This is a genomic window from Salipiger sp. ABN3_019, from assembly GCF_056158605.1.
Genome location: NZ_JBSWTP010000009.1, coordinates 2,459,316 through 2,472,147, shown reverse-complemented (window position 1 = coordinate 2,472,147; position 12,832 = coordinate 2,459,316). Strand labels below are relative to the sequence as shown.

General features: G+C 57.8%; 12 protein-coding genes. 5 read left to right on the top strand and 7 right to left on the bottom strand.

Annotated features, from left to right (window positions below):
• Positions 1-212 precede the first annotated feature (212 nt).
• On the bottom strand, positions 213-1,547 hold the full coding sequence (locus tag ACXAD2_RS20085) for a DUF6161 domain-containing protein (RefSeq protein ID WP_475173638.1): 1,335 nt from the start codon (positions 1,545-1,547) through the stop codon (positions 213-215).
• Between the two features lie 278 nt (positions 1,548-1,825).
• Here ACXAD2_RS20085 and ACXAD2_RS20080 point away from each other — a divergent pair, with 278 nt between their 5' ends.
• Positions 1,826-2,026 (top strand): hypothetical protein, encoded by a 201-nt coding sequence (locus tag ACXAD2_RS20080; RefSeq protein ID WP_475173635.1) that lies wholly within the window; start codon positions 1,826-1,828, stop codon positions 2,024-2,026.
• A gap of 288 nt (positions 2,027-2,314) precedes the next feature.
• Positions 2,315-3,391 (top strand): SH3 domain-containing protein, encoded by a 1,077-nt coding sequence (locus tag ACXAD2_RS20075; protein ID WP_475173631.1) that lies wholly within the window; start codon positions 2,315-2,317, stop codon positions 3,389-3,391.
• Between the two features lie 42 nt (positions 3,392-3,433).
• Here ACXAD2_RS20075 and ACXAD2_RS20070 read toward each other — a convergent pair whose 3' ends face one another.
• The 3 genes from ACXAD2_RS20070 to ACXAD2_RS20060 form a co-directional block, all read right to left on the bottom strand.
• The gene (locus tag ACXAD2_RS20070; protein ID WP_475173627.1) at positions 3,434-4,264 is read right to left on the bottom strand and encodes a DUF3102 domain-containing protein; all 831 of its coding nucleotides are present in this window, start codon (positions 4,262-4,264) and stop codon (positions 3,434-3,436) included.
• The gene (locus ACXAD2_RS20065; protein WP_475173625.1) at positions 4,261-4,713 is read right to left on the bottom strand and encodes a hypothetical protein; all 453 of its coding nucleotides are present in this window, start codon (positions 4,711-4,713) and stop codon (positions 4,261-4,263) included. The genes ACXAD2_RS20070 and ACXAD2_RS20065 overlap by 4 nt, the downstream gene beginning before the upstream one ends.
• 349 nt (positions 4,714-5,062) lie before the next feature.
• Positions 5,063-5,326 (bottom strand): hypothetical protein, encoded by a 264-nt coding sequence (locus ACXAD2_RS20060; protein ID WP_475173622.1) that lies wholly within the window; start codon positions 5,324-5,326, stop codon positions 5,063-5,065.
• Positions 5,327-5,689: 363 nt separating this feature from the next.
• Here ACXAD2_RS20060 and ACXAD2_RS20055 point away from each other — a divergent pair, with 363 nt between their 5' ends.
• Positions 5,690-7,273, top strand: a complete 1,584-nt coding sequence (locus tag ACXAD2_RS20055; RefSeq protein ID WP_475173619.1) for a hypothetical protein — start codon at positions 5,690-5,692, stop codon at positions 7,271-7,273.
• Between the two features lie 795 nt (positions 7,274-8,068).
• Here ACXAD2_RS20055 and ACXAD2_RS20050 read toward each other — a convergent pair.
• Entirely contained in the window at positions 8,069-9,487 is a 1,419-nt protein-coding gene (locus ACXAD2_RS20050; protein ID WP_475173616.1) for a tyrosine-type recombinase/integrase, read from the bottom strand.
• A 257-nt stretch (positions 9,488-9,744) separates the two neighbouring features.
• Between ACXAD2_RS20050 and olsB the strand changes: the two genes are divergently transcribed.
• Positions 9,745-10,503 carry an L-ornithine N(alpha)-acyltransferase gene (gene olsB / locus ACXAD2_RS20045; RefSeq protein ID WP_066100733.1) on the top strand — a complete coding sequence of 253 codons (759 nt, stop codon included), beginning with the start codon at positions 9,745-9,747 and terminating at the stop codon, positions 10,501-10,503.
• The gene (olsA, locus tag ACXAD2_RS20040; protein ID WP_475173604.1) at positions 10,500-11,324 is read left to right on the top strand and encodes a lyso-ornithine lipid O-acyltransferase; all 825 of its coding nucleotides are present in this window, start codon (positions 10,500-10,502) and stop codon (positions 11,322-11,324) included. The genes olsB and olsA overlap by 4 nt, the downstream gene beginning before the upstream one ends.
• Before the next feature lie 30 nt (positions 11,325-11,354).
• On the opposite strand, the gene ACXAD2_RS20035 is transcribed toward olsA, so the two are convergent.
• Positions 11,355-11,975 carry a thiamine phosphate synthase gene (locus ACXAD2_RS20035; RefSeq protein WP_475173600.1) on the bottom strand — a complete coding sequence of 207 codons (621 nt, stop codon included), beginning with the start codon at positions 11,973-11,975 and terminating at the stop codon, positions 11,355-11,357.
• 222 nt (positions 11,976-12,197) lie between these two features.
• On the bottom strand, positions 12,198-12,722 hold the full coding sequence (locus ACXAD2_RS20030; RefSeq protein WP_475173598.1) for an N-acetyltransferase family protein: 525 nt from the start codon (positions 12,720-12,722) through the stop codon (positions 12,198-12,200).
• Between the last annotated feature and the right edge of the window lie 110 nt (positions 12,723-12,832).

Genomic DNA, 12,832 nt, shown 5'->3' with positions numbered 1-12,832 from the left:
GTAACCGATTTCTCGGCTTAGAACTCATTGATTGTGGCGCAGGAGCATCATTTACGGCGAGAAAGCAGAATGGTGAATGACGTTCGCTGAACCAGACCAATGGGTGCTGAGCTAGAAAGTATCGAGTTCGCGGAAGGTTGAACGCCGCACGGCAGGAGCCTTGTTTCCGTTAGGCTCAACCCTCCCTGGACTTGAACGGGTCGGAAAATGTGTCAGCCCGGCACCCGTCCGAGCTGCTTGGCGATGAGGGCTGCAGCGGACAGGTCCAGGGTGCTGTCGTCGTCCTTGATGATGCCGTCTTGCGTCGGCCGGAAGAGGGACGCCAGCACGATGGCCTCGTTGTCGCTGCCGACGTCTGCGCCTTCCTTCATCGCGAGGTAGGTTTCCGCGAAGGCCTGCTTCTCGCTCGCATCCAGGGCGAGGTGCCGCTCGCTAAGATAGACGCGATATTGCAGTCTGATCGCCCACATCAGCAGCGACATGATGGTCAGGATGCCACCTACCGTCAGTGGGCCTTTCGCCGAGAAGGCGCGGGTACACACGGGCGGATCAGCGTTGTCGCAGACCTGCGTGAAAAAGCTCGCTGCGATGTAGTCGCCGAAGAAAAGGGGAATGAGCGCGCCTGCAGCGATCGTAAGGGCAGTAAACACCCCAAAGGCTATGAGCGCATACAAGGAGCGCTTGCGGTGGTCCTTAGCGCGGCCTTCCCAGAGCTGGACGGGTCGCCTCAGCTGCAGATGTGCGTGAAATAGTTCGATGAGGTCGTCAAACTGCTTCTTGCGCTTGGTCTCATTGGTCGCGCTAGAACGTTCTAGGGCCTCAACACGTCGTATCGCAGCGCCAAACTTCTCGGAGACATGTGCCTCCATCTTTTTCCCCCACACGGCGTATTCCTCGCGGCGCTTCCGTTCCCGCCCCAGGAATAGAGCTTTGGCTCGCCTAACTTGCTGTTTCCATGTCTCCTGCTCCGCGGTGAAAGTGTCGGCATGGTCCGCGAGTTGCGCGGCGAGAGCGCTTGCGTGGTTCGCGTTTATCTCTTGAGACTTCGCGACCTCGTCCCCAAGCGCCTCGACCTGTGCTGCGGCAGAGCGGGCTGCCCCCGCAAGCTTCTGAGAGGATACCCGCCGGAAAGGTAGCGCAGCGGCAGCGTAGGCTCCTACCGAAAGTTCGTGGCCCCGCGCAACCAATTTGCCAATTGGCTGATTGGCGTTCTGGTTGATTTCCAAGACATGATTGGCAAACCACAAATAGACCGAAATCGCATCACTATGCCTTCCGTTCAAGTGGAGACCAAGGATGAGCTGGGCTTCCAACGTGTCCGATGGGGGTGGCAACGCGACACCGCCGTAGAAGTGTTGTGTAGTCGCACGATTGAAATTTGCTGGATCGCCGAGCTTCCCGATCAGTACTTCAAACGCATTCGCGAGAGAGCTGCCGTTGATGGAGTTCCCCCCCCTTAGTGGAATGTTTTGGAGCCTGCGATCTTCGCGAACGAGCCCTAGGAAATTCGACCAAGATTCCGCCTCGCTCTCGAGGTACTTTCGCATGCCGCTCGCGCTTGGGAACGTGACATTTGGGATGGACTTATATTCGATCTTGAATTCTGCACCCGACACTTCGCCAACATCCCACGCAATATTTCGTTTCGCCACATTTAGTGTTGGGCTATCCGCTGATTTGCAAGAGTGACGAAAACGATTCCGTCTCAGTTGTGCCTTCCGACGCCACCCGGTGGCGCTAGGCTGAATTTAGATAAGTGTCTGTTTTACTTTACAAAATCACCTCTTAGCGCTATACATCTATACAAGCACAGAGGTGAAACATCATGCTCGACGCCCGCCGCGACGCGGCCAGTATCAACCCCGCCCATATTCTCGAAATCGCCGAACTGATCCGCACGTCTGACGCGGTAGGGATGGAAGTCCTTCTGGCCCAACTCGGCCCGCAGGACCCGGAACTCAGCGACCTGCTGGAAGCTCTGATATGGGCGACCGCCGACCTTCGGCTTCTTATGCATGAAAGTTAGCCAAAGATCAGAATTTCTCGGTTCAGCAGTCGTTGCTCCGACGACTCGGCGCAATATGCCTCCTTCGATGGCGAGCGCCAGGCCCGCACACCTGTCCCGATCTCGCTGACCTAGCCCCAAGAACCACGCCGGTGGTGGACTGTCATCATCAGGGCGGCTTCCGCAACGCGATGAGTGGAGCAAGTCGAAGCAAAGTCGTGTATCATACGGACATAGTTCGGAGCCACGGCCGCAGCGTCTTGTTGATCGGGAGAAGGCGGGCTCAAATTGATTTGAGGGGAGGCCGATATGGCGGAATTGGACGTAAAAAACCTATTCGAGTACTTAGCGGGTAGTCTTCCGCACGCCAGAGTTTTTAAGACACTGCAAGTCCCCGACAATGTGGCGCCATTTCACATGGAGATGCTTGCGCAGGCATACGTCGAAAACGTTCACATGCGCGAAGCCATGGTGGGGCCTCAGATGGCTCAGAGCCTCTGGGCGTTCCTGGGTACATTGCCCAGCGAAGTCCAGTATCAAGCAGCGCGCGCAAATTACTTGGTGCAAAAAGTCATTGCGCAGCTCGTAGAAGAAAATGTCCCAACTGCAGCAGGTGCCTCAGGCGGTATTTTCACCGCCAACCAAGCACCTGAGCCGTCCAGGCAATCTCCTCATCGAGCGGAAGAAAGCAGCAAAGATCAGGCAGGCAACCTTGACAATTTCAGCGTCATGAAGGGGGCGCTCGAACGTGCGGTCGAGGTACTCGAAGCCCACCCTGAGTTTCAGCCTGAGCTTTCTGACTTGATCGACGAAATACTCGTTCGGATACAAGCGTTCATTCCGGACTCCCCGCTTGATCCCGGCACCTTTGAACTCCCGGCAGAAGTCGCATCAGTGATCCACGTAGAGGGTGATGCAAATATTCACTTCCACTTTCAAAACGGAGGCAGTAGCGCTCCAGCCGAAGAGTCCGGCACTCCGGGGAAAGAAGTTAAAAAGCCACTGCTTAGCGAAATCAGCACCGCCATAAACACAATCGTTGGCGCTGTGGGCATCGCGGTGATGATTTTCTCAGCTAGCCCTGCAGGTGGCGACGGCGGCGTTATTCCAAGCGAGATGTGCGGCGGCTATACTCAGTCTGAGGGACAGGCAGTATTTGATAGAGAATATTATCGCGTCATAACGCAGGGCGGCAACCTTATGGTCAGGAGTACCCCGGATACTTCTGACAACAACAACATCATTTCAAGACTGAAGCCGGGTACTCGAGTTCGCCTTACCGGGGTGGGTGCAGGCAATTTCGTCGAGGTTCAATTTGGCGGCGAGGGAGCCTCTCTTGAAGAGGGCTGTGTGGACGGGACATTCCTGACGCCGGTTTATCGATGACTGCCTCGGCCAAGTATTCCGTTTGTTCTGAGGGTGCTGCGGTTAGCTCGGCTTCAGGTCGATCACTTCGCCCGAGCCGGACTTCGGGTCCATGCGCATCTTTCGCAGGAACTTTGCGAGTGCATCGGTGAACTGGATCATGTCATCTAGCGCGCTCAGACTTGCATCATCTAGATGATCCTCGCCCGTGAGTTCCAGCGCAGCGTCCATCATCGCCTCGGCCTCGCGCTTAGTCTTGCGAACCGAAGATTGGAATTCCAGGTGTAAATGCGGGTCCGGACCCTTGTTCAGATAAGCGTGCTGCTCCTGCTTCTGCTTTTCCAGATCATCTAGCTCAGACCGCCGCCGCTCGATTTCTCGACCTAGCCTCTTGGTCTCGGCGTAGGCCTCCGCCTTTTTGGTCTTTGCCAGTGAAGCTGCGGCATTCGCCTTGCAGGCTTCTGCATCTGCCTCGCGAACACGCTCCCGAACTTCCCGCTCAGTGATTGTCTCGCCCGCCTCTGCGCGGGCTTCCAACTCCTCCCGAACACTGTTGGGCGTCGATGGGGCCGATAAGGCGAAAAGGGCTTGTGCGGAAAGCCCATCCAAAACGGGTAAACCCGCCCGTTCTCCGCCATAGGCTCTAGCGACCTGCATAAGCCGCCTGGACTTCCTTTGATCGAGACCAAACTTCATCTCTACGCGGGCGGTGAACTCCCCATGCGGCACCATGGCCTTCAGGGCGATGAGCGCGCGTCCGTTATTGATCAGGTTCTCGGTGGCCGACTTCATGTTGGCCGCGATATACACCTCGAGATCATCAACCAGTTCGGGCAGTCCATAGGTAAGCTGCCGGTCTTCGGCGCTTAGTTCTGCGGGCACATCATCAGTCATGCTGCAGCCCTCAGAAGATTTTTGTGCGTGTCAGCGACCGCTTTCAAGCGGACTTTCAGGTACTCCCTGATCTTCTTTCTGGGGAGCATCTGTTCCATGCCTTCGGTGAGCACGTCGATGGTTTCTTGGATCAAGGCGATTACCGCGAGCAACATCTTCGGACTAACTTCATCCAGCGATAGAAGCGGGTTGTTCATGCCGCACTGGGCGTTGATCATCATGGATATTGTAACGAAGTCGCGGGTCTTATCAGAAGAGCCCTTGCAGTCACTGCCGCGATATTCGCTGAAGTCTTTCACGACCTCGTTCAGCTCCAATCTGATGGTCTTCGCGGCGTTCCGGATATCCTGTTGGCGGATCGCTTTTCTGAGCATAGCCTTATGTTCTTTGGTAAGAACTACACTTTCGCGGCCATCGACGGCCACATCTGATCTTGGCTTCTTTCCCATTCGGGTTGTCCGCGTTCAGTTACCTCCGAATTTAAGTTTCCGCCCAGGGGCTTACCCAAATTTTAGCCCGCCTGCCCCAAGAGGGTAAAGCGTAAAGCATTGAAAGAATGAAAGTTTAAGGAACCTGCGCACCACCGCGCAATGTAGTGTTCATCACCTGAACGAAGATTCCGAATTCCGAGTTTGGCTCCGGCGCGCCTCAGTTGCTTGAGCGAAGCTTCAAGAGGCGGCAATGCGGACCTTTCTGCTGTTCGCTACGAGAGCCGCATGCGCCCCTTCGCCCGGTAACAAAGCGCAGTTTCCTGACCTAATTAACTTCGGATTTATCGACAGCGAGCCTCAATCAACGTCAGCCGTCGGTCAGCCCAACGGAACCGATGTCCCCATCTGATCTTAATAAGACACTTACACCGATTGCGGCGAGAGCACCCAGTACGCCCGCAGCTTTACCCGCCACCGCAAGGCCACCTTCTGTTGGGGAGCTCTCTTCGTCGTTCACTGCCACCATTCGATTGTCTTGTGACGAGATGTTTGGCGCGACGCTGGACTGATAGTGGCCGCAAGAGCAGATAAAACCTATGCAAAACAATAAGAATGTCACGGTTCTAGTCATGGATTATTCCCCTGAAGTCCCTATGCGCAAACTTGCGAGCCAAAGAATTTGAAAAATGGTAGGGATTAATGTTATCATGAGTTTTCCTGTGCAGTAAGTGATTTCAATGACTTTGGCAATATTCAGCCGAAAGCGCCTAGTTATGCTCCCTCCGATGAAGTGCACATCACAGAACGCAGCTAGGGCCTCGCGTCTTCTCCTCCCTACTCACAAAATTTCGCGCACCGACGATGAATATCAATCACCGAGACATGGTGGCGGATCGAAAGTCAAATCTTAATATTTCCGAGGTAACTTCAAAGAACTTGAGATTCGTCGGGCTATTTTCATAGATAGCTTGCGGACCAAATTAAGGAAATGATGATGATATTGAAGCTCTTCGCTATCGTAACCTCATCCATATCCTGCCTCGCGCTTATTTTAATTTCATTCATATCGATTGAGAATATCAGGAGTGATGCAATCACGGTTAGATCGATAAAGGTACCAGCGCCGCTCTCCAATATGGGGTACTCAGAGCAAGCTGTGACACTTCTATTCTGGGATCAATTAAGGGCCATTCAGTCTATAAACTCTCCGCTTACTGCGGGCGCTATTGGAAACTCAAGCAGCACAGATAATGCGAGAAATCTAGGTGCGCAGTCAGGAGGTGAACAAGGAAAAGCTATTTGGGTATATCGGAAGAGCATGAAGGAGGAGACGCGCGTTCTGCCAGAATCAGAGAGAATTGACGTAAAGGAGTTATCTAGTGGTATATCGGTAAGCTGGGTCGAGGATATAGCGAGGAAAATTCTCGATCGACCTCAAAAAACGATAGACATTCACATCACGTGCGCATCATCAAGTTGCGAGAGCGGCAGATACAACTTGTTATCGAGGATATCTTATGGATATAAGATTGTTATGATCGAAAGCAGCGATCCGTTAAGAATTCAAGATCTTATTCCTAGCGCGGCGCGGGATTTAGTTAAGGAAGTGAATCCATACATTTTGGCCTACCACCTGATTTCAAGAAATGAGATTGATGAGGCACGCAACATTCTTCTTGAGTCAGTGCGACGCGGCGACACAGAGGCAAGCTGGGCAGCCTTCCTACTAGGAAGGTTATCAGAAGCAAATAGCCAGGAACGAGATGCGGAGCGATGGTACAATCTTTCGCTTAGCATCGGTCGCCGGACCGACCCTGCATTGGAAATCGGATTACTAGGTATAGCAACGCTTCATTATAGGAGGGCCCTAGCGAACGCCGATGAGAAAGATTTGGCCAAAGCTGAACGAGAATACATGTTTGCTTCCAGAAGGCTGCCGCGAAGTGCCTCGGTGCTTGCTGCCTGGGGATCTGATAAGTTATCAATTTTTGAGTCAGCAATAGGAAATGAGGAATTCGCCAAGCGTCTTGGGTTTATTGGGGACGAAACCTGGAAAGTAGAGGCTACAATTAAGGCGGCTAGTAAGTTACTTGAAAGGTCCCTTCGCTTGGATCACCGAGACCCGGGAACAATATACAATTTGGGAATTTCCAAATATTATCTTGGGACTATCCAGATGCATTCGCTCCAAGAAGTCGCTTCGCGCCAGACGGAGTATCAGCGCCCTCCAAACGTGAAACTAAGAGCGAATTCTCGGAGAAGCTCGGAACGTCACGACGCGTTAGAGGATATTATATCTGGATATAGATTAATAAGGGAGGCATTTGAAATATATCCACAAGAAAACAACATCATGATGGGGCTATCAGCGACCACTTATCACTTGAGAGATCTAGCCAAAAATTCAAAAATAAACCGGGCGCAGAGGTGTGATATTTTTATGGAAATTTTCACCGCCACTCAACTACTTGAAATTTCCGGAAATACCGTAAGTAGCGCCATGGAGATGTGGCCGCAAGAGATGTGTATTAGCAGTAGGGGCGCTAGACAAATGCGCTTAAGACAGCGCAGACCATAGAGCTCCCTGGCAATTCTCTTTTCTGTCCAAAGGGTGCCCGGAATTAGTAACCTCCCCTCGCCTCAAACTCTACTGCTAACGCTTTTGAACTGAAGCCAAAGCAGCGTTGAGCGCTCGTTAGGTGGCAACTTTCGCGCTGCACTAGCAGTCTTCCGCGCCATGAGCGAAGGGCCGCACAGGGCTGCCAGCAGCTGAACGCACGCGCGACACGGCGAGGGCAAGTCTGGGGTCGGAGAGGTCATTCGACCGCTTCGCCATGGGATGCGAGATCAGCGTCCGACACCCAGCTCCCATCGGGTACCTTCTGTCAGGTGATGAACACTAGCGCAGCGGCGGGCAATCAGCGGGTCCGTAGCGTCGCAGATTATTGTGGTGTTGATGTTCCTGGCGCCGTTGCACCCAAATCAGCCAGACATTCGTTCTCGATGTCGGCGATGGTCTCGATTAGGTCTTCGGCAAGCAGGAGCATGATCTTGTCGCGCCTCGATGGTCTCGGTCAGCGTGGACAGTTCATTGCGGGCGGTGTTCACCGCTGCACTTCCATCTGACTGATCCAATTTGCGGCCTGGATGGTCAGGATCGGCAGGGACCAGATATCAAAGAACTTTGGTACAATAGTCCTGCCGCTGGAGGGACACACGTGCGCGCGTTACTTCACGCCCTTCGCTGCCATCAGCGCCTTTACCTTGTCATGGGTGGCGTCCAGCTCGTGATCTTCTACGACGTCCTTGGAAATAGGGCGCCCATATGCGGTGAGTATATGGTTAGTTTTCTCCACATATGGGGCTGCAGCTATCAGGTTTCCGGCCAGTCGGGCGTATTCAGGTCCTTCCATGCCCGGTAGTAGCTGCTCCTCGGCTCCCGCGTCATGTAGGCATCGCCGAAGAAGTCCCTCAGGCGATCCGCCACCCGCTGCGCACCGGCCCGGATTTGATTCAGGTCGTCCACCAAGTAAACATGCGTAACATGGGAGGGTGGGGCATGATGGAGCAGGTAAGCCGCCAACCCGTAATCCCCCTCACGGTTCGCCCAGCGCGCGAAGGTCTTCCGGAGGGTATGCGCCGTGACCGAATGCGGGACGCCCGCCTCCTTAGCCCATATTCCGATCTGACGGTTCAGAAGCCCGCCGGGCAGGTCCCCCATGTCGAGCGGGACGCGGCGCTTCGGAGCCTTGACCGCGCCAACCGCCTCCTGCGCTGCCCGCACCGCACTCTTTGTAAGGCGACCGAAGACCCACCTCCCATCGGCAAGGTACGGCATTTCATCATCCGGGTGCCGCATGGCCAGTAGCTCGGCCATCGCGAGGTCCGTCAGAGGGCAGAGGAAGTCCCGCTTACCCTTCATGACTTCGGCGGGCAGGCGCAACATCCGGTTATCGAGGTCCACGTGCTCCCACAGCAGTCTGATCACGTTCGTATGCCGGAGGCCAGTCAACAGCGTAAAGCGAACCGCCGCGCCGATGGGGTGGTGGACCAGCTGACCCTCGACCTCCACATCGCGGCTATAGGTCGCCCGCCAGAAGTCCCGCAGATACTGGTCCTCCAGGTCCACCTCCTTCTTTTTCACGCTGCGCCATCCCGGCAGCTCATCGTTCAGGAACTCAGTCGGCTTCGGCGTCCCCGGCGGGATCAGCTCATGCCTCTTGGCGCTCTTCCATATTCCCTCGAAAACAATGATCGCCGCCCGCGCGATACCCTTGTTGGCCTCGCCGCCATCGGTCACCTGATCGTAAAACTCGACCAAGTCCTTCAGCGTGAAGCTGACCAGAAGCCGGTCGCCCAGCGCACTGAGGTGCGTGTTCCAGGTGGAGCTATAAAGCTTCTTGGTGTTCGCCCTCAGGCCCCGGTAGCGGGCCGATGTGGAGTAAGCCTCCCACGCCTCAGTCAGCGTGACGGCGGCGCGCGGGCGGTGAGACTGTGCCTGACGCTCAGCCCAAATCGCCTTAGGATCACCGCCGGACTTGGCCACTCTGACGTAGAATTCGGCTACAGTGTTCGCTTCTTCCAGCCGGGTGTGAGTACACTCACCAACGTTCCCGATGGGTAGATTGCATGACTTCCCGCTGCCGTCGCGGTAGGTGATACAGTAGTTTTTCCGCCCGCTAGGTTGGGCCATGATCTTAAGCGCAGGCTGCGCCTTGGAGCTGTGAAGCTCCTGCTTCGTTGCATTGATGGCGTTGATCAACGCCGGGGTAAATTCCTTATGCACGGGCATTTGATTATCCTACATTACCCGCCCGGGACTGCCGTAAACCGAATATCACCCAAAAACACCCGGAGGCGCAATCCTGGAGGTGCCGTAAACTACGGTTTTTCAGGTGGTATAGAGTTAACTTCATTATCCGGGGCGGGAGGGTCTAACGAATGGTTAACCAACATTTCCGAATTTTGCCGCAGGCCCTCCGTATCGGGAAAACTGTTTTCCTTTGTGGTTTGTCGCATTAGAACCGCGACAAGCGAAAGAGGACGGCCATGGCGCTGGACGACAGGAATTTGACGGTGCGGCTGGCGCGCACGCAAGACGAGATCGAGGCGGCGCAGCGCCTGCGCTACGAGGTCTTTGTCTCCGAACTTGGCGGCGGCGGCGAGATGGTGGATCACGCGCGGCGGCTGGAGCGCGACCGTTTCGATCCCTTCTTCGACCATCTTCTGCTCAGCGATGCGCGGCGGGGGGGCGAGGTGGTGGGCGTCTACCGCCTGCTGCGCGACGATCAGGCCAAGGCCGCGGGGCAGTTCTATTCCGAGGATGAATATGATCTGGCGCTGCTGCGCGCCTCTGGGCGGCGGCTGCTGGAATTGGGGCGCTCGTGCCTGCATCCCGAGTATCGGGGCGGGCCGGGGGTGATGCTGATGTGGCAGGCGCTGGCGGGCTATGTGGCCGAGCATGGGATCGAGATCCTCTTTGGCACCGCGTCGTTCCATGGCACCGATGTGCAGGCGCTGGCGCATCCGCTTTCGCTGCTGCACGAGCGGCATCTCGCGCCCGAAGACCTGCGCGTGCGCAGTCGGGTGTTTCAGCGGATGGACCTGCTGCCCGAGGCCGAGATCGACCGGCGCCGCGCCATGGTCGAGACGCCGGCGCTGATCAAAGGATATCTGCGGCTTGGCGGGACGGTCGGCGAGGGGGCCTTTGTCGATCATGCCTTCAACACCACCGACGTCTGTCTGGTGATGGATACCGAGCGGCTCAACGCGCAGGCGGCCTCGCGCTACACGCGGGCGCGCCGGTGAGCGATCCGACCTGGCGCGGAGCGGAGCCGCCGGTGATCCCGCTGGGCTGGGCTGACTATCTGCGCGCGGCGCTGCGCGCTGTGCTGGTCGGCGCGGCGCTGCTGGTGGGGATCGTGGTCAAGCTTTTGGTTCTGGTCGGCGAGCGGCTGCTGTGCGGCGGGCGGCGCATCTGGTCGCCGTTTGTCACGCAGCTGACCTGCCGTTTGGTGCTGCTGATCCTCGGGCTGCGGCACGAGGCGCGCGGGCCGCGGATGGGCGGGCGCGGGGCCTATGTGGCCAATCATTCGTCATGGCTCGACATCTTCGTGCTCAACGCGCGGCGCAATGTGCTCTTCGTCTCGAAGGCCGAGGTGGCGGGCTGGCCGGGCATTGGACTTTTGGCCAAACTCACCGGCACGGTGTTCATCCGGCGTGACCGGCGCGAGGCGGCGGCGCAGAGCGGCGTGATCGAGACGCGGCTTGCGGCGGGCGATCGGCTGCTGTTTTTTCCCGAGGGAACCTCGACAGACGGACTGCGTGTTTTGCCATTTAAAACAACGCTTTTCGAGGCGTTTCTGTCGGAAGGTGTGAAGGCGGATCTGCAGCTGCAGCCGGTCACCGTGGTCTATCATGCGCCGCCGGGGATGGCGCCTGCGTTCTACGGATGGTGGGGGGATATGGCGCTGGGACCGCATCTTCTGCGGGTCTTGGGCGCGCACCGTCAGGGCCGGGTTGAGGTGATCTATCACGCGCCGCTCAAGGCGTCTGATTTCGCCGGGCGAAAGCCGCTGGCGCGCGAGGCGGAAGCGCGGCTGCGGGCCGCGCATCCCTTTGCTGAATAGCGTTAAGACAGGCGTGAATGCGCTGTAAGATCAGCGCATTGCGGCGGTCAGCTCACGCAGCGCGGCAACCGGGTCTTCGGCGTTCCAGATCTCTTCACCGATGGAAAAGAAGTCGGTGACCGGCGCCAGTTTGGCGACCAGCTCGGGCGTCAGCCCGCCCTCGGCCACCACCGGCAGTTCGATCATCTGCGACCACCATTCGAAGACCTCGAAACCGGCCAACGTGCCGTCGCCGAGCGCCGTGCCGCTGAGCGGACCGAAGGAGACGTAATCGGCCCCGGCCTCGCCCGCGTTCATGCCGTCATGGCGCGAGCTGCCGCAGAACGCGCCAACGATGGCGTCCGCGCCCAGTTCCTTGCGCGCGGCGCGCACCGAGCGCGAGCCATCGGTGAGATGCACCCCGTCGAGCCCCAGCCGCTGCGCGAGCACCACATGGGTGTCGATCACCAGCGCGATGTCGAAGCGATGCGCCACCTCGCGCACCGCATCGGCGGCGCGCTGCAGCCGGTCCTCGTCGCGCGTTGCGAGCGACAGGCGGATGCAGGCGAACTCCTCGGCCTCGAGCACCGAGGCGAGCTGATCGGGGAAGCTCGAGAGATCGAACTCCGGCGGGGTGACGAGATAGAGCTGAGGCTGGTCTGCTTCGGCCATGGCGCGGCTCCTGACTTGCGAATTGCGCCCCTATATCGCGGCTTTAGGGGGCAAGAAAAGGGGGCAGCGTCATTTCGGCGGCAGCGCGCGGACAAAGTCCAGCGAAACTTCGGTCAGCGGGGCGCGGATGGCCTCGTCCGGACGCTTCTGCCAGGGTGTGCGCCCGGCGGAACCGTGGGATGCCTCCGGCGGGGATATTTTTGTCTAAGCGAAGCGGCGACGTCAGGCGGCGGGCGGCTGGCTCGGGGGATGCACGAAGACGTGGTTGGGGTAGGCCTCGCCGTCGATGCGGAAGTGGGTCTCGCCAACGTGCTGAAAGCCCATGCGGTGGTAAAAGGCGATGGCGGGGGCGTTTTCGGAATTGGTGGTGAGCCAGACCGATCCGGCGCCCTGATCATGGGCCCTACGCAAGCCCGCCTGCAGCAGCGCGCTGCCGATGCCGCGGCCATGGTGGCGCGGCTGCACGTAGAGCGTGGCGATCTCGCAGCTGCCGCAGCCGGGCAGCGGGCCGGGGGCGTCGGTCGAGAGGCGCAGGAAGCCGTCGATCCCGTCGCGGTTCTGCGAGACGATAAAGCGCTCGGTCGGGCTTTGCAGCCAGCGCTCGAAATTGGCGCGGGTGAAGGTGTCCAATGCGTAATCGGCAAAGCGCGCGCTCACCCCGTGGCGGATGTAGGTGCCGAGCCAGACCTCGACCGACAGGGCGGCGAGGCTGGAGGCATCGGTGAGGGTGGCGTCTCTGAGCGGCATGGGGTCTCGTCTGTGGCTTTCCGGGCCTGCGTGGCAGGGCGCGCGGCGCAGGGCAAGCGCGGCGTGCCCCGCGACAAATCGGAGCCGTGATGTGCGGCTTTCTTGCTCTT